The organism is Nocardia transvalensis NBRC 15921, from assembly GCF_000308875.1.
In the GTDB taxonomy this organism is placed as follows: Bacteria; Actinomycetota; Actinomycetes; order Mycobacteriales; family Mycobacteriaceae; genus Nocardia; species Nocardia transvalensis.
Genome location: NZ_BAGL01000002.1, coordinates 367,932 through 384,943, shown reverse-complemented (window position 1 = coordinate 384,943; position 17,012 = coordinate 367,932). Strand labels below are relative to the sequence as shown.

13 protein-coding genes are annotated in these 17,012 nt (G+C 67.3%); 1 reads left to right on the top strand and 12 read right to left on the bottom strand.

The genetic code is table 11. The features are described 5' to 3' along the window. Positions 1 to 28: 28 nt before the first annotated feature. The 5 genes from ON41_RS01965 to ON41_RS01945 form a co-directional block, all read right to left on the bottom strand. Positions 29 to 235 (bottom strand): DUF397 domain-containing protein, encoded by a 207-nt coding sequence (locus tag ON41_RS01965; protein ID WP_040744407.1) that lies wholly within the window; start codon positions 233 to 235, stop codon positions 29 to 31. Then, positions 232 to 726: a DUF5753 domain-containing protein gene (locus tag ON41_RS01960; RefSeq protein WP_051160857.1), complete on the bottom strand. Its 495-nt coding sequence runs from the start codon at positions 724 to 726 to the stop codon at positions 232 to 234. The genes ON41_RS01965 and ON41_RS01960 overlap by 4 nt, the downstream gene beginning before the upstream one ends. An 883-nt stretch (positions 727 to 1,609) precedes the next feature. Then, positions 1,610 to 3,094 carry an HNH endonuclease signature motif containing protein gene (locus ON41_RS01955; RefSeq protein WP_083905059.1) on the bottom strand — a complete coding sequence of 495 codons (1,485 nt, stop codon included), beginning with the start codon at positions 3,092 to 3,094 and terminating at the stop codon, positions 1,610 to 1,612. A 117-nt stretch (positions 3,095 to 3,211) separates the two neighbouring features. Then, on the bottom strand, positions 3,212 to 3,637 hold the full coding sequence (locus ON41_RS01950) for a hypothetical protein (protein WP_040744405.1): 426 nt from the start codon (positions 3,635 to 3,637) through the stop codon (positions 3,212 to 3,214). 31 nt (positions 3,638 to 3,668) lie between these two features. Beyond that, on the bottom strand, positions 3,669 to 4,013 hold the full coding sequence (locus ON41_RS01945) for a hypothetical protein (protein WP_040744404.1): 345 nt from the start codon (positions 4,011 to 4,013) through the stop codon (positions 3,669 to 3,671). A 168-nt stretch (positions 4,014 to 4,181) separates the two neighbouring features. Here ON41_RS01945 and ON41_RS01940 point away from each other — a divergent pair, with 168 nt between their 5' ends. After that, positions 4,182 to 4,946 (top strand): alpha/beta fold hydrolase, encoded by a 765-nt coding sequence (locus tag ON41_RS01940; protein WP_085995592.1) that lies wholly within the window; start codon positions 4,182 to 4,184, stop codon positions 4,944 to 4,946. Positions 4,947 to 4,952: 6 nt separating this feature from the next. On the opposite strand, the gene ON41_RS01935 is transcribed toward ON41_RS01940, so the two are convergent. The 7 genes from ON41_RS01935 to ON41_RS01905 all read right to left on the bottom strand — a co-directional run bounded on the left by ON41_RS01935 (position 4,953) and on the right by ON41_RS01905 (position 17,000). Continuing rightward, a complete protein-coding gene (locus ON41_RS01935; RefSeq protein ID WP_040744400.1) occupies positions 4,953 to 5,153 on the bottom strand; it encodes a DUF5988 family protein in 201 nt (66 codons plus the stop codon). Positions 5,154 to 5,294: 141 nt separating this feature from the next. Then, a complete protein-coding gene (locus ON41_RS01930) occupies positions 5,295 to 6,839 on the bottom strand; it encodes an acyl-CoA carboxylase subunit beta (protein ID WP_040744398.1) in 1,545 nt (514 codons plus the stop codon). Next, on the bottom strand, positions 6,839 to 12,106 hold the full coding sequence (gene pks13, locus ON41_RS01925) for a polyketide synthase Pks13 (protein WP_040744396.1): 5,268 nt from the start codon (positions 12,104 to 12,106) through the stop codon (positions 6,839 to 6,841). The genes ON41_RS01930 and pks13 overlap by 1 nt, the downstream gene beginning before the upstream one ends. Before the next feature lie 81 nt (positions 12,107 to 12,187). Then, the gene (fadD32, locus tag ON41_RS01920) at positions 12,188 to 14,110 is read right to left on the bottom strand and encodes a long-chain-fatty-acid--AMP ligase FadD32 (protein WP_040744394.1); all 1,923 of its coding nucleotides are present in this window, start codon (positions 14,108 to 14,110) and stop codon (positions 12,188 to 12,190) included. A gap of 221 nt (positions 14,111 to 14,331) precedes the next feature. Beyond that, positions 14,332 to 15,348, bottom strand: a complete 1,017-nt coding sequence (locus tag ON41_RS01915; protein ID WP_051160856.1) for an LLM class F420-dependent oxidoreductase — start codon at positions 15,346 to 15,348, stop codon at positions 14,332 to 14,334. Positions 15,349 to 15,489: 141 nt separating this feature from the next. Next, the gene (locus tag ON41_RS01910) at positions 15,490 to 16,482 is read right to left on the bottom strand and encodes a cutinase family protein (RefSeq protein WP_040744393.1); all 993 of its coding nucleotides are present in this window, start codon (positions 16,480 to 16,482) and stop codon (positions 15,490 to 15,492) included. Next, the gene (locus ON41_RS01905) at positions 16,479 to 17,000 is read right to left on the bottom strand and encodes a DUF732 domain-containing protein (RefSeq protein WP_040744391.1); all 522 of its coding nucleotides are present in this window, start codon (positions 16,998 to 17,000) and stop codon (positions 16,479 to 16,481) included. Before ON41_RS01905 ends, ON41_RS01910 begins: the two co-directional genes overlap by 4 nt. Positions 17,001 to 17,012 lie beyond the last annotated feature (12 nt).

The following is a 17,012-nucleotide window of genomic DNA, read 5'->3' as shown; positions in this document are numbered from 1 at the left end:
TTTGGATCGGGTGGTGGAGCGAGCCGACTCAGGCTCGGCCGAAGCTGTCGTCGATCACGGTGGCGGTGAAGGCATCCCACTCGGCGGGGGCGAAGATCAGGGCCGGGCCGGTGGGGTTCTTGGAGTCACGCACGCCGACCTTGCCGCCGGGGAGGTGAGCAATCTCGACACACGCTGAGGTGTCCCTGCTTCGGCTCGACTTGAACCATGCCGCCGCGGATAGGGCCACGCTCATCCTTCGTGCTCGCGTGCAACATCGGAGATCAGGCGCTTGGACTGCGCTGAATCCGACGCTACACGGCTGATCCGGTCAACCGCAGTGCGATATCGCCGGACGTCGGCCTCCTGTTCGAGGTATAGGGCACCCACGTGGCCTTCCACATAGACCACCGGAGGTTCCTGAAACTTGGTGGCCGGAAGAGCCGGAAATTCCAGCAATGTGAATGAACCGATCAGTGGCCCAACGGGATTGGCAGCTCGAAACGGGACCACATGCACGGTCACATTCGGAAGCGCGGAGATCTCGACGAACCTCGCGAGCTGGTCCCGCATAACGGCGGAGCTGCCGACATGGTTTCGCAGCACCGCCTCCGAGAGCATCATGATCACCTCGAAGTTCGGATCCTGTAGCCGCTGTTGACGGTTCGTCGCTATCTGCACACGGCGCTCCACCTCTTCCGGGGTCCAGGTCGGGTCCTCAGTCCAGGCGAGCGCCCATTGATCCACAAGTCCCGCGCCGCCGCGTATCTGGTCAGTCCAGCCCGCCGCCTGTGCTGAGTCACAACCGTCCGAGCGCCCTATCTGCCAGGGTTGATCCTGCCATCCGTTAGCCTCGCTATCGACGTGACCTGACTTTGGAAGTAACCGATTTGGAAATTCGGGAATGCAAGAGCCATAGAACCGGATTGGAACCGCCAGCCCGTATCGCAATGCCGTAGAACTTGAATCACCCCCGGCACCCGGAACGCACCGAATCGCTCGGACCCGAGCCGCGAAGCGATTTTCGCAATACTCCAGGATACCGGGAAACAACCGCCGCGCTTATCCAGGAGTGCCCCTGTTCGGCCTTCCTATCATCGACCACGCGAATTGCCTGTCATGACCATCGATTACGCACATCTCATCATGCAATCGCATATCGAATGCCCGATCTCGGCATGCCCGTCAAATCGCAAGCGCGAGATCGCCTCATCGAGGCGAAACGCCTAATCCCCGACTCGTACCGCAGCGAAGTAGACCCGCCAAGGCCGAGGGGATGCTGAGCCGATGCCACCTACTCTCCCCCGTACCAGCGAATATGCGGGCAAGAGCACCGCCGCCGACTGGACCGCATACTGGTACAAGATCGGCCGGACAGTCCACGTCCGCGGCGTAACCGCGGCTGACGGCACCGAAATCAGACGAGGTGCAACTCGACCGGGGGTGGTCACCCGCACCGCAGATGTCGCCGCCTTCGTGAAACGGCTCCGACAATCGTGGGCCGCAGGAATGCAGCACCCTCCGGAGGTACCGGAAACTGGTGCGAGGCACCAGCTACGGCTGGTACCGAGGACAGCGTCTTGAGCAGCTCGTGCGGATACCCCGGCGGACATTGGAGGCGTCCGCCGGGTTAGGCCGCTGTGGATTTTCGGTCCGGCCGCTTGCGTTGCCGCTGGCGGTTCTGTTGGCGGTCGCCGTCGTTGCGCACCTGGACTCGGGTGAGTGCTTCGACGAATAGTTCGCCGGCGTGGTGGCGGTGGTTGACCTGCGGCTTCTGGTCCGGGTCGATGTGGGGCGGGGCGATCCATGCTGTTCGGCCGGCATAGGGCGAGTCCTCTCCTACGACAACGGTCTTCCAGCCGCCGGGGCCGTCGTGGACCAAGGCATGACAGGCATCGCACGCCAGGGTGAGGTTGCCGATATCGGTTTGTCCGCCCTTGCCGTAGTCCTGTACATGATGCACGGCACACAGGCTCGCCGGGGCATCGCAGCCCGGACGAGAGCAGCCGCGCAGGGCTGCGATCAATGCCATGCGCTGGGCACGTGATGCGAGGCGCTTGGTTCTCCCCAGATGTAGCGGCAATCCGGCGTGGTCGAGTACGGCCAGGAACGGCAGCGATCGTTCGGCGAGCCGCAATGCGTCGCCAATAGGGACGGATCCACCGGTCGCGGTCGTCGCTACGCCGGAAAGATGCTCAACATCTTCGACACTCATCGTCAGGACCGTCGCCACCGGGACTCCGCGATGCGAACCCAGCTCGTCCGCGATCACCCCCGACCGCAGCAGCGATGTGAGCGCATCGTGATTGCGCTGGGCGGGTGAACGGCGGTCTCGCGCGGCGGCATCCGCCAAGGCTCGGGCATCCGTGTCCACGTCGACCGACGGACCATCGGGATCCTCCGGATTGCACATGCCGGGCCGCGCGTATTTGGCGAGCAGCGGATCCAGCAGGGCACGCAGCACCGGATCGATCTCGCCGCGAATCGGCGACATTCCGTCGGCCCGCTGGCGTCCCACCGTGACGCCCCGCATCCTCGCGCGATCGTGGTCGGTCGTCAGCCGTCCGTCCGGATCCAATTGAGCGAGAATGCGATCGCCGACCTTGCCGATATCGTCGGGACTGCCGGAGCGGGAGAGTTCGGCCAGAATCTGTTCCGCGGCTTGCCGGTCTTCATCGGTGACCCCGCGCGGGACTCGAACCATCACCGCCGCCACGCCTCGCGCGTGATCAGCCGAGATCTCCCCCGCGGCGAGCGCTTCGGCGGTGTGCGGCAACTGCGGCTCGGTCGGCTCGCCCGCCATATCGTGAAAGGTCCCCACCCACAACGCTTGGTGCACCCGCGCGCCGGCGTCCGCGCTCGCCAGCCGCAGCGTCTCCATCAGGAACTTCTTCAGTGACTTCGATCCGAACCGGGCAGGCAGGGAACGCTCACTGGCCTCGATCAGCAACCGATGCTGCACCGAAACGAGCATCCGCGCACAACGTTCCACATCCTGCATCGCAGCGATGACATCGTCGTCAGACAGCGGTGTCAGCGGCAGGTCGAGCAGATCGGCAACCGCCGAATGCAGCGAGCCTGCCGCCCGCCCTTCGATCCCCCCGCTCGAATGCATGTTCGAATTCTATCGCCATCCCACCCCGAGCAACAGACCCGAACCGATCCGATATCCACATCTTCACACTGGACAGCCGATTGAAAACCACTGCGGCACAGCCCTTTCAACCTGACTTCAGTAGCGGCAGAGCCATTCGGTGCCGTAGTGGGCGGCGTTGTCGCCTTCCAGGTGGACCCAGGTGCCGTGGCCGTCGTCGCCGCAGGCGGCGCCTTCGACCGGGGCGGCGGGGGCGGTGCCGTTTTCGTTGGGGTCGGTGCCTGCGCCGTGGTTGGGGTTGGTGCAGATGGTGCCCTCGCAGGGGACCATGGTGCCGTCACCGTTGGGGTTGGGCATCATTCGCTGGGTCGGCGAGGGAGCGGGTTGGGTGCTGGGGCCGGGCTGCGGGGCGGGAGAGGTCGAGGCCGCGGGAGCGGCGGTGGTCGACGATGCCGCGGGCGTGGTGACGGTGGTGGTCGTGGAGGTGGAGTCGCCGTTGCTGGAACAGGCGGCGCCGGTCAGGAGGACCGCGGCCAGGGCGGCGAGGAGGCCGAATTTCTTCACGAGATCTCCGTACGGTCGATGGCCGAGAGGGTCAGAGAGGGTTGGTGATCCACAGGGTCGTGTCGCCGCTCATCGGGACCTGGATCATCGCGTGCGGGCGGCCGGAGGGGTCGGCCTGGAACGCGTCGATCCAGCCGACGCGACCGACGCCGTCGATCCAGTCCCAGGCGCAGAAGACGCCGGTATTGCCCCAGGGGCTGACGATCGGCTGGTGCCGGCCGCCGTCCCAGGCCTGCGGGTCGGTGGCATCGCGGAAGTCGTCCGAGCACGGGTGCCAGTTCTTGGGCGGCACCGCGGACGCGGCGGGCGCCAGGGCGATACCCGCGCAGGCGGCGATGCTCGCCAGAGTCGCCGTCGTGGCCAGGAGTCGTTTCATCACAATCCCTTCCGCTCGTCAGCGACGCAGCAGGCGATCCAGCCACGTTAACTGATAAATTGCCGTCCAGCCCGGACCGTAGCACTGCCGCCGCGCGAAAGGGTTGCCCGCGCACAGTGTCGGCGACCACGACGCGAGCTGTCGGACCACTTCGGCAGTATGAATGTCATGGCGTATGTGCGGCTCGGTGCGGTCAGGACGTGGTTCGAGGAGCAGGGGGACGGGGAGCCGCTGGTGTTGCTGCACGGGGGGATGAGCGACTCGCGGACGTTCGGGGCGGGGGTTCCGTTGTTCGCCAAGCAGTTCCGGACGTTCACCGTCGATCGGCGCGGGCATGGTAGGACGCCGGATGTGCCGGGGCCGCTGTCGTACGACGTAATGGCGGCGGACACGATCGCGTTTCTGGAGCAGGTGGTCGGCGCGCCGGCGGATCTGGTGGGGTACAGCGATGGCGCGAATGTGGCCCTGCTGGTCGCGCTGCGGCGGCCCGAGCTGGTGCGGCGGGTGGTGTCGATCAGCGGCAACTACCACTACGACGGGTTGGTGCCGGGGATGATGGACGATTTCGGTGGTGATCCCGATTCCTGGATCGCCAAGTACCACGCCGAGGTGTCGCCGGATCCGGTCGAGAACTTCCCGGCCTTCGTGGAGAAGTACAACACCATGGTGCACACCCAGCCCACGCTCACGGAACAGGATCTGAGCGGCGTGCGGGCACGCACCCTGGTGCTGTCCGGCGACGACGATCTGATCACGCTGGAGCACACCGTATCCCTGTATCGCGGCATCCCCGACTCGGAGCTGTCGGTCGTTCCCGGCACCTCGCACCTGCTGGTTTTCGAGAAGCCGGAGCAGGTCTACGGCCAGATCATCGACTTCCTGACCACCGCGCCCGTGCGGACCCTGTTACCGGTGCGCCGGGCACCGCACTGATCGCCGTTACCTCTCGATGCGGTCGATCCACTCGTAGACCGGCAGGCTGCCCTCGGCGGTGTCCTGCCAGCGCGGGGTTACCTTGAAACGCTCGTAGCCGCCGTTGAACTGCACCCGGAGTTCGACCCCCGGTGGCGTGATCGGAATGATCCGCTGCGGCAGACCCGCCGGTCCGCCCTCGAGCACAGCTTTCGGTGAGGTACCCATAGCTGAAGGCTCTCACACCAGGGGGCATCGACCGGCCGAATCGGCGAAAGACACCCCGGCCACCCACGGTTCCATGCGGATTGGCTGAGATTTCTGCGCGCGTTTACCCGACGCCTTCGGCGCGGGTAGTGAAGGGCGCTGCTACAGGGGCAGCAGGTGGTGTTTGCGGGGGTTGCGTTGGAGTTTCTTGTCTCGGAGGAGGTGCAGGGCGCGGCGGACTTCGAGGCGGGTGGTGGCGGGTTCGATGACGGCGTCGATGAAGCCGCGTTCGGCGGCGACCCAGGGGTTGGCCATGGTGGCGTTGTAGAAGTCGATCATCTGCTGGCGGACCGCCTCGCGCTGGTCCTCGGGGGCGGCCTCGATCTGCTTGCGGCCGATGAGGCTGACCGCGCTCTCCGCGCCCATCACCGCGATGCGCGCGGTGGGCCAGGCCAGGTTCACGTCGGCGCCGAGCTGCTTGGAGCCCATCACCGCGTAGCCGCCGCCGTAGGCCTTGCGGATCACCACGGTCACCTTCGGCACCGACGCCTCGACGAAGGCGAACAGGAACCGCCCGCCGCGCTTGATGACGCCGATCTTCTCCTGCTCCACGCCGGGTAGGAAGCCGGGCGTATCCACGACCAGCACCAGCGGGATCTCGAACGCGTCGCACAACCGCACGAAGTGCGAGGCCTTGTCGGAGGCGCTCGCGTCGAGCGCGCCCGCGGAGACCATGGGCTGGTTGGCGACCACGCCGACCGTGCGCCCGTCCACCCGCGCGAAACCGGTGATCACATTGAGCGCCGCCTGCCCGCCGACCTCGTGGAACTCACCGTCGTCGAAGATGCGCAGCAGGATGTCGTGCATGTCGTAGCCGGCGTTGTCGGAGTCCGGTACGAGCGAGTTCAGTTCCAGGTCGCTGTCGGTGGTCTCCGGTTCCAGGCCCGGATTGACGACCGGCGGCTGCTCCTGGCAGCTGGTGGGCATGTAGCCGAGGTACTGACGCACCCAGTCGAACGCGGCCCGCTCGTCCTTGGCGACGTGGTGGATATTGCCGTATTCGGCCTGGCTGCGGGCGCCGCCGAGTTCCTCGAGGCTGACGTCCTCACCGGTGACCTCGCGGATCACCTTCGGCCCGGTGACGAACATGTACGCCTCTTCGGTGGCGACCACGACGTCGGTATTTATCGGCTGGTACACCGCGCCGCCGGCGCAGCTGCCGAGAATCATCGAGATCTGCGGCACCATGCCCGACAGCGGTTCGACGCGCAGCGCGATATTGGCGTACCAGGCCAGCGAGCTGACCGCCTCCTGCACGCGGGCGCCGCCGGAGTCCTGGATGCCGACCACCGGGCAGCCGACCTTGGACGCGAACTCCATGATCGTGCACACCTTGCGGCCGAACATCTCGCCGACCGAACCGCCGTACACGGTCTGATCGTGCGAGAACACCGCCACCGGCCGCCCCTCGACGAGGCCGTGCCCGATGACGACGCCGTCGCCGTAGAGGGCGTCCTTGACGCTCGGGTTGCGCACGAGCGCACCGATTTCGACGAACGTGCCGGGATCGAGGAGCATGTTGATCCGGTCACGAGCGCTCGGGATGCCTTTGCGTGCCCGCTTGGCCACCCCCGCCTCGCCCGCCGGCTCCTGCGCGAGTTCGAGCTTCTTCCGCAGGTCGGCGAGCTTCTCGGCGGTCGTACTCACTAGATTCCTTTCGCGATCGCAGCCAATTTCTGCGTCAGGTCGGCACCGATCGTGGCAATGCGCGGCTCGTCGATGATCTGGAGATGATCGCCCGGAATGTGAATGACCTCCAGGCGTGGGAGGAACCCGTCCCAGCCGCCGTTGGGCTGCCGGTCGGCGAAGCGCGGCTCCAGCTCGATCATGCCGTCGTGATAGCGATCGGCCAGGTAGAGCACCACATCGCCCTCGTAATGCGACGGCTCGGCCTTCTCGAGTTCCCGGCTGTCGATCCACGAGGTCCGCTGATGTTCGATCACGCCGCCGGGGATGTTCACGTCGGCGAATTTCAGCAGCTCCGTGATGATCTGGTACTGCTCGGCGTCGGACGCCTCCGCGAGTTCCTGGAGCATGTCGTCGTCCAGTTCGCCCTCGATGCCGTAGGTCTTCTTGGCGAAGGCCTGGAAGCGCTCGACGCGGGCGCGCCGCCCCTCGGGGCTGCCGTCCTCGGGTTCGGTGGGAATCGCGAGGTCGATGAGGCCGACCAGCTGGACGTCGTCACCCTCGGCGCGCATGATCTGCGCGACCTGGAGCGAGAACACCGCACCCAGCGACCAGCCGTAGAAGACGTACGGCCCGCCCGGATGCAGCTCGCGGATCTTCGAAATGTACTGCCGCGCACGCTCTTCCATGGAGCCCTCGACGCGCTCGAAGCCGTACATCGGGGTGTCGGCGGGCAGCCGCTTCAGCAGCGGCTCGTAGACCAGCGTGTTACCGCCCGACGGGTGGAAGACGAAGACCGGCACCGCATTCGCGCCCTCGGCGCGGGGGCGCAGGGTCCGCACGAAACCGTCGACATCGCCGGAGCTGTCCTGGTGCTCGCGGACGATATGCGACATCTGCTCGATGGTCTCGCAGTCGAGCAGATCGTCGACCTCGATCTCGGTGCCGACGCGCTCGGACAGGCGCTCGGCGAATTTCCGCGCGGTGTCCTGGTCGAGGATCGGCAAGGTGTTGAAGACGCCGCCCGCGGACTTGCCGGTGATGGTCGCCCAGGTGGCGTAGGTCAGGCGCTCGGCGGCGTCGCGCGGGGGAACGTTGTCCTCGCCCGCGGCCTTCTCGACCGTGGCAGCCGCCGGCTTCTCGGCCGCCAGCTTCTCCTTGACTAGGGCCGCGGGATCCTCGCCCGATTCCATGGCTGCCCGCGCGGCCTCGACGAAGTTGTCGTCCACGCTCAGCGAACCGCCCTCGGCGGCCTGCTTCTCGGCCAGCTCGCGGACCTCGTCGCGGTGTTCGATGGCGTAGCGCAGGACCTTCGACACCTCGTTGAGGCTGGCGTCGCGCACGGCCGAGACCTGCAGCTGCGGGATGTCGAACTCGTACTCGACGCGGTTCTTGATGCGCATGGCCATCAGCGAGTCCAGGCCGAGCTCCATCAGCGGGATCTCCATCGGCAGATCCTCGACGGCGTAGCCCATGGATTCGGCGACGATGATCGACAGGCGCTGTTCGACGGTCTGGGTGCTGTTGGGGTCCCAGCGGTCGCCGAAGGTCTCGGTGACGACCAGGTCGGCGGAGTCTTTTTCTCCGGCATGGTTTTGGCCGGAGTCACCGGGGTTCCCGGCCAAAAGCGCGCCGGGAACGTTGGAGTTGGCAGCGCCGGGAACGTTGGAGTTGGCAGCGCCGGACGTACGCGACGCACCCGTGACCACAGCCTCGAACAGCAGGCGGAAAGCGCCGTCCTGGGCCGCGTGCACCTGTACCGAACCGCCGCCGAGGTGCGGGGTGAGGGTGGTGGTCAGCGTTCCGGAGGCGGGCAGCGGGGAATGTGCGACGGTGGCGCCGACGGCGACGTCCGAAAGCACCTGTGCGGCAGCGGCGTTCACCAGCGCCGTCGGATCGGTCACCGCAGCCGCGTCGACCTCCCAGGCGTGCCGGCCGTCGGGCAGCGCGACGTGTGCGCCCGGCACCCGGCCGGTGCCCGCACCCGAGCCGCCGATGCTGACCTTGGGCCAGTATTCCTTGCGCAGGAAGGCCGTTCGCGGGATATCCGCGTAGTCGCCGGCGGTCAGCAGCGACGACAGGTCGACCTTGTGGCCCTGCACGTACAGCTGCGCCAGCGCCGAGATGATCCCCGCGCCTTCGTCTTCCTTGCGCTTCAGGGTGGGGATGAGCGCCGCGTTGTGCACCCCGGCGGCGAACGTCGTGCCCAGAACCTGCATCAGTGCAACGGAATTCGGCGCGAGTTCCAGGTACGTCGTGATCCCGCCGTCGACGGCCTGCCGCACCGCGTTGGTGAAGTACACCGGGTGCCGCATATTGGTGACCCAGTAGTCCACATCGTGCACCGGAGCGGAGCCGGCGCGGTAGACGGCGGACTTGTGCACGGTCGAGTACAGGTCGACGGTCAGCTTGGTCGGCTCGATACCGGCCAGCTCGGCCGCCAGCTCGCCCAGCAGCGGATCCATCTGCGAGGTGTGGCCCGCGCCGCGGGTCTGCAGCACGCGCGCGAACTTGCCCTCGGACTCGGCGCGCGCCACGACCGCGTGCACCTGATCCGGCGGGCCGCCGATCACGGTGTTGGTGGGCGCGGCGTAGACGGCGACCTCGAGGTCCGGGTAGTCGGCCAGCACCTTCTCGATGTCCTCGGCGCTGTACTCGACCAGCGCCATATTACGGACGTCGGCCTCGGTGAGCATCTGCTCGCCCTCGCCCATCAGCCGCGACCGCGCGCAGATCACGCGCACCGCGTCTTCGAGGTTCATGCCGCCCGAGATGTAGGATCCGGCGGCCTCGCCCTGGGAGTGGCCGACCACGCCCTCCGGCTCGGCGCCGTGCGCGCGCAGCAGCGCGGCCAGGGCCACCTGGATGGTGAAGACGCCGACCTGCGACGTGCCCACGTCCCAGTCCTGGGCGTCGTCGAGCATCATCTCCTTGACCGAGTAGCCGGCCTCGTCCTGCACCAGTTCGTCGACCTCGTCGACGGTGCGCGCGAAGATCGAATTCTCCAGGTAGAGCTGCTTACCCATCTTGCGGTGATGGGAGCCGAAGCCCGACAGCACCCACATCGCGCCCTTGGCGGAGGGCGCGTCGGCGGTGAAAACACCCGGGCCGGGCTTGTTCTCGGCGATGGCGCGCAGGCCGGCGACGGCCTCCTCGTGCGTCTTGGCCAGCACCACGCCGCGCGAGCGGTTGTGGGTGCGCTTGGCCAGCGCCCGCGCGACATCCTCGAGCGGGGTCGCCTGTCCCGCTTCGGATTCCAGCCAGTCGGCCAGGTCGGTGGCGGCGCGGCGGCGGCGCGAGGGAAGGTAGGCGGAGACGGGGAGGATCACCGGCAGGGGTTCGGTGCGCTCGGCGGTCCACTCGGGGACGGTGGTGGTCTTTGCGCCCGCCGTCTCCACGCCCTCGGCTTTTCCGGCACGCTCTTGGCCGGAATCCCCCTCAGCCTCATCCGCATTCGCGATGATGGCCTCGGCGTCGGAGAGAATGTCGGTGGTTTCGTGGTCGAGGCTCTCGGCGAGGTCGGCCCCGGCATTCGCCGGGGAAACAGGAGGAGAGGCCGGGGAAACCTCGGCAGCGCCCGCCGGGACGTATTCCTCGATGACCACGTGGGCGTTGGTGCCGCCGAAACCGAAGCCGGACACACCGATGACGGCCTTGCCGCTGTAGCGGGGGAATTCGGTCGGCTCGTCGACGACCTTCAGATGCGCCTGCTCGAACGGGATATACGGATTAGGCCCAGCGAATCCGATATTCGAGGGAATCACGTTGTGCTGCAATGACATCAGGACCTTGGCGAGGCTCGCCGCACCCGCGCCCGACTCCAGATGACCGAAGTTGGTCTTGGCCGAACCGAGCAACGCGGGCTTGTCGTCGGCCCGGCCACGGCCGATGACGCGGGCCAATGCGTCCGCCTCGATCGGATCGCCGAGCAGCGTGCCGGTTCCGTGCGCCTCGACGTAGTCGACCGAGGACGGGACGATTCCGGCGTCCCGATAGGCCCGCCGCAGCACCTCGGCTTGGGCATCCGGATTCGGCGCCAGCAGACCGTTGGAGCGACCGTCGTTGTTCACCGCGGAACCCTTGATCACGGCCAGGATTCGATCCCCGTCGCGCTCGGCGTCGGACAGGCGCTTGAGCACCACCATGCCGCCGCCCTCGGAGCGGACCATACCGTCGGCGTCGGCGGAGAATGCCTTGATGTGGCCGTCTTTCGCGACCGCGCCGCCACCGTCGAATCCGAGGGTCGCGAACGGAGCCAGGATCATGTTCACGCCACCGGCGAGCGCCACATCGGCGTCACCGCTGCGCAGCGCCTGCACCGCCTCGTGCACCGCGACCAACGTCGACGAGCACGCGGTATCGACGGAGACCGATGGCCCGCGGAAGTCGAAAAAGTAGGACACCCGGTTGGGGATGATCGAGGAGACGCTGCCCATGATTCCGTACGCCGCGGCCGTCGCCGGGGTGTTCGCGTCGACCGGTGCGCCGGCCGCCATCGCGGCGAGGAACATGAAGTCGTTGCCGGACGAACCGATGAACACGCCGACCGGCTCGCCCTTGAGGTCACTGGCGGGAATTCGGGCGTGCTCCAACGCTTCCCACGTCAGCTCCATCATCAGGCGCTGCTGCGGATCGACCCGCTCCACCTCGATCGGGGACATCGCGAAGAATTCGGCGTCGAAGCCCTTGACCACCTCTTGATCGAGATAGCCGCCCCGCGTGTTCGCCTCCGCGACAGCCTCGGCCATCTGCGGCTCGGCGGTGAACTCCGACCACCGGCCCTCCGGCAGATCCCGGATGCCGTCACCGCGGTTGATCAGGAAGTCCCACGTCGACTCGGGCGTATCGCCCGCGCCCGGCAACCGCGTCGACAGGCCCACGATCGCGATGTCGTGCGCCTCGCCGGGCTGAAAACCGGCTGTATAGAAAGCATCGTCGGCCGCGTCCTGCGGCTCCTCGGGCACCCCGCCCGCGGCGATGACCTCCGCCAGCGAGGCGATGGTCGGATGCTGGTAGACGACCGTGGCATTCAGCATGACCCCGGTGAGGTCCTCGATGTCGCCACCGAGAGCGAGGGCATCCCGCGAGGCCAGGCCGAATTCCTCCATCGGCCGGTCCGTGGTGATGTTCTCGACCGGCTGCCCGGTCGCCTCGGCGACCCAGCGCCGCAACCACTCTCGCAGCTCCGCCACCGACATCTCGGTGGCCGGCGCCTGCGTGTCGTCGGTGACCGCTTCGCTCGCGGGCGAAACGGCGTCGGTCGTCTGGGTGCCCTCGTTGTCAGCCATCAATTCCTCAAGCTACCTGGGTGGGTGTCTGGTCGGCAGAGATTGACAGCAGTATCGCAAGGCCTGCCGAGTGACTGCCGCTCACTCTTCCTCTGGTGCATCGGGGAAGGCCTGCTGCGTATAACCGCCCCGCAGCGTGCCCTCCAGGTAGGCGGCACGGCAGGCGCGGCGGGCGATCTTGCCGCTGGAGGTCCGCGGAATCGATCCGGCCGGGACCAGCAGCACGTCGCGCACGGTGACACCGTGCCGCTGCGAGATCGCCGCGCGCACCGCGTCGGCGATCGGCTGCGGATCGGCCTTGTGCGCGCCCGGGCCACGCTCGGCGACGACCACCAGTTGCTCGGAGGCATCGTCGGCGTCGTACTTCAGGCCCGAGTGGCTGTCGGACTCGAACACCTCGGGCGGCAGCTGGTTGGCCGGCACCGAGAACGCCGCGACGAAGCCCGCGCGCAGCAGCTTGCTGGCCTCCTGCGCCGAGTACTCCAGATCCTGCGGGTAGTGGTTCCGGCCGTCGACGATCACCAGATCCTTGACGCGCCCGGTGATGTACAGCTCGCCGTCGATGTAGACGCCGTAGTCGCCGGTGCGCATCCAGATCGCGTCCGCCGCGGTGCCCTCGGCCTTACTGCCCTCGGGCAGGCGGTTGGCCAGGATGTTCTTGAAGGTCTTGCGGGTCTCCTCGTCGCGAGCCCAGTAGCCGATGCCGATGTTCTCGCCGTGCAGCCAGATCTCGCCGACCTGGCCCTCGGGCTGCTCGCGGGCGCCCTCGGGATCGTCGACGGTCTCCGCGTCGACGATGGCCGCCCACTGCGACAGCGCGACGTACCCGCAGCTCACCTGGGCGATGGCGTTGGGCGCGCTCTGCTCGACCTTGACGATCCGGCCGGCGTTGAGCTCGTCGCGGTCGACGTAGATGACCTTGGCCTCGTCCTCGGCCCGGGTCGCCGAGACGAACAGCGTGGCCTCGGCCATGCCGTAGCACGGCTTGATGGCGGTCTTGGGCAGGCCGTAGGGGGCGAACGCCTCGTTGAACTTCTTCATCGAGGAGGTGGTCACCGGCTCGCTGCCGTTGATCAGACCGATCACGTTGGACAGGTCCAGCGCCTCGCCGTTCTTCGGCAGGCCGCGGGCGGCCGCGTGCTCGAACGCGAAGTTCGGTGCGGCGGCGAACGTTCCGGCGCCGTCGGAATGCGCCGCCAGTTCCTTGATCCAGCGGTAGGGGCGGCGCACGAACGCGCTGGGCGACATGATCGTGATGAACTTGCCGCCGATCGCGGGCAGGATCACGCACAGCAGGCCCATGTCGTGGAACAGCGGCAGCCAGGTGACGCCGCGCGAGTTCCAGTCCAGGTTGATCGCGTTGATCATCTGCAGCAGGTTGGTGCCGACGCCGCGGTGGGTGATCTCGACACCGGCGGGGGTGCGCGTCGATCCCGAGGTGTACTGCAGGTAGGCGATATTGTCGACGGTGATGTCGGGATACGTCCAGGACTCACCCAGCGAATCGGGCACCGCGTCGACGGCGATCACGCGCGGGCGCTGGGCGGCGGGCAGCGGCCGGAAGAACTGGCGGACACCCGAGGCGGAGGAGCTCGCCGTGAGGATGGCCGAGGGGGTGCAGTCGCCGAGCACCGCGTGCAGCCGGTCGGTGTGCCCCGGCTCGTCCGGATCGAACAGCGGCACCGCGATGGTGCCGGCGTAGATGGCGGCGAAGAAGGACACCACGTAGTCCAGGCCCTGCGGGGCCAGGATCGCGACCCGATCGCCGGGCTTGGTCACCTGCTGCAGGCGCGCGGCCACCGCGCGCAGCCGAATGCCGAATTCCTTCCAGGTCAGGTCCTGGTACTCACCGTCGCGCTCTCGGGAGTAGTCGATATAGCGGTAAGCAAGCGTGTTCGCATCGTTGCGGGTGTGCTTCTCGACGTAATCGACGAGGGTGCGGCCCTCGGGAATTCTGATGTTCCCGGATTCGTCCAGGTAATCGTCGAAAGTCTCGTCCGTCATTCCTTCTCCTCCGAGGCACACGCAGCACGGCGTCCATGGCCGCTGTTACCTGTGAGGCCCCGACTCTCTTACGCCCGCGGGCGCTCTGTGGTGCAAGAGCATGCCTGCAGCTTTTCCGGCGGTCTGCGCGGTGACCACCTATCGGCTAGATGTACTCAAACCAGGGACATGTTACAGAGCAGGCCCCGAAGCGGGCTTCGGAGCAGGCGAACATGACTCCCTTACGCCTCCCGCAGTAAGGGGATCACCGGCGCGAAGGCGTCCATCTGCGTCGGAAACACTCCGACATAGGACATCGAGGTGAGTTTGCGCACGTTACGGATCTGCTCGGCTATCTCCTCGAATGTGCCGATCGCCACATAGGGCGATGTGAGAATGTCGTCGACCGAAAGCTGTACATCTACCTCGAGATCGGGGTGCAGGCCCTTCTCGATCGCCGACAACGCCATCTCGGCCGTACGTTCCCGGTCGTCTGTGATCACCACCGCGGTGATGGTCCAGTTCAGTTCGATATCGGCGAACCGATCCCCGGCGGCCCGCTTGATCAGGTTCACCTTCTCGATGGTCTTGTCGAGGGTGATGCCCGACAGCAGGCCCTTGCCGTCCTTCGTGGTCCGCGGCACCACCGAGATGATGTCGGCGTGCTTGGCGGCCAGCCGCAGCATCTTCGGACCGCCGCCGCCGGTGACGAGTGGCGGGCGCGGACCCTGGCGGGGGCGAGGGGTTCCCTTGATGCCGCGCACCTGGTAGTGCTTGCCCTCGAAGTGACATTCCTGCCCGCGCAGCAGCACGTCCAGGATGGTCAGCGTCTCGTCCAGCTTCTCCAGCCGGACGCCGGGCGACTCGTAGGGGATACCCGCTGCCTCGTGTTCGCTCTTGATCCAGCCCGCGCCGACGCCCAGTTCCAGCCGGCCCTTGGACAGCACATCGATCGTGGCGGCGTCCTTGGCCAGCACCACCGGGTGCCGGAAGCCGTTGGCCAGCACCGATGTTCCGATGCGAATGCGTTCGGTGGCCACCGCCAGCGCGCCCAGGGCCGCGATCGGCCCGACCTGCGGGCCGAGATGATCGGGCACCGCGAAGGAGTCGTATCCGTATTCCTCGGCCTGCTGCGCCAGCTTGACGAACTTGCGCGCACCGCCTTCCTGCTGATTCCCCTCGCCCGCGGCCGCGAACCGGAACTCGCGCAGGGGCGTACCCAGCGCGGTCACCTCGGCGGTGGCGGCTTCAGTGGTCAACTTTCCTGCTCCTGAGCTGTCCGGAATGGCTGCGACGCCGGGCCGATCCGAGAGGGAGCGGCTCCGGCGTCGCGATCATCGCTGCACTTTACAGCCTGCCCCGGAAACCTTGGGGTCCTCGGGGGCGACCCCTGTTAACACTCACGAATGAGGCGGGTGCGGGGCGCCACTGATCAGGTCCGTCGCCCAATTCGCCGTCCACTGCGTGGAGGTCGTGCCGTTCTCGTCCACCTGATAGGTGTTGTAGAGGGCGTGCACGGGGTTCCCGACCGCCCTGACCAGCGAAGCCACGCTGGGGATAATGTTGAACGGGTTCAGCGCCTGCTTCGGGGCGTCGCAGATCAGATCGCCCGGCGCGCAGATGGTGAGCGTCCGATCGGTGAGATCGCCGAACCCCGACCGCGGTCCGGTCATCTTGATACCGGGCACCTCGAGTCCCTTGAGCGCGACCTCCGCGCCCACGCCCGGCGGGCTCTGCCCGATCTCGGTGGCCTGGCCCGGCCCGAAATCGCGGCGGCCGTCGGCGATCAGCATCACGCCGAGCACCTTGTCCGCGGGCACCGGGCCGTTCCCGGCGCCGATCTGGGCGGCGATATCGCCGCCGATGACCGCACCCTGGGAGAAACCGGCGATCACATAGGTGGTCAGCGGGCAGTTCTTCGACATCGTGGTCAGCTCGTCCATGGCGCGCTTGGTGCCCTCGGACCGGCTGTTGTTGTAGGACTGCTGGCCGTCCGGCGGGATCGCGATCGGATTGGAGAACTGTGCCACGTAGGGGACGGTGTAGACGTCGAGGCGATCCTCGGGGAACTGCGCGCGCACGGGGTTGCTGACGTTCAGCATGAGCGAGACCGGATTGGCCGTCGGGTTGTGCGGATCGTCGGTGCTGCTCGACTCCCAGGTTCCCGGAATCGACAACAACTGGACGTCCGGGCAGGAGGCCGGCTGGGTCGCGGGCGGTCGCGGCTTGGGCGGGGTGGGCTTGGGTACCCGCAGCACTCCGGCCAGCAGGTACCACAACAGCAGCACCACCACGATCAGCACGACGACGCCCGCGATCAGCAGCAGGCAGCCGGGCCGCCGGCCGCGCCTGCGGCCGGTGGATCCCGGAAAGCCCGGACGTCGCGCGCTCACTGGCCGCAGTAGCTCTTGGTCGCGACGTCGATGTAGATCTGGCCGGCCTGCTCGACGGGCATCTTCTGCGGGTCGAACTGCGGATCGGAGCCGGCCATCGCATTGACGTAGGTGGTGAGCTGGTCGGGGGGCATGTTGGCGGCCTTGCCCTGGCAGACGAAGCTGGCCGTGGTCACGGCGACATCGGAGGTCGGGTTGATGCCGCGCTTCTTCAGCTCGTCGATCAGCGCCTGATCCTTGGCCGACAGTTCGGCCGGATTGCTGGCGGCGGGCGAGGGCTGCACGGGCTCCGGGCGCTCCGCCGCGGAGGTCGTGGTGGGCGCCGGCTGCTGGCCGTTCTCCTCCGGGGGAACCTGCACGACCGACGGGATGGTGGGCGCCGGGCTCGCGGGCGCGGTCGAGGTCTTCAACGTGGGCGTGCTGGACGCCGTCGAATCGTTGTCGCCGCAGGCGGCGAGCAGCCCGACGGCGGCGAACGCCACCACCACGCCGGTCACCTTTTCACGGGTCCGAAGCATGAATTCGTTTCC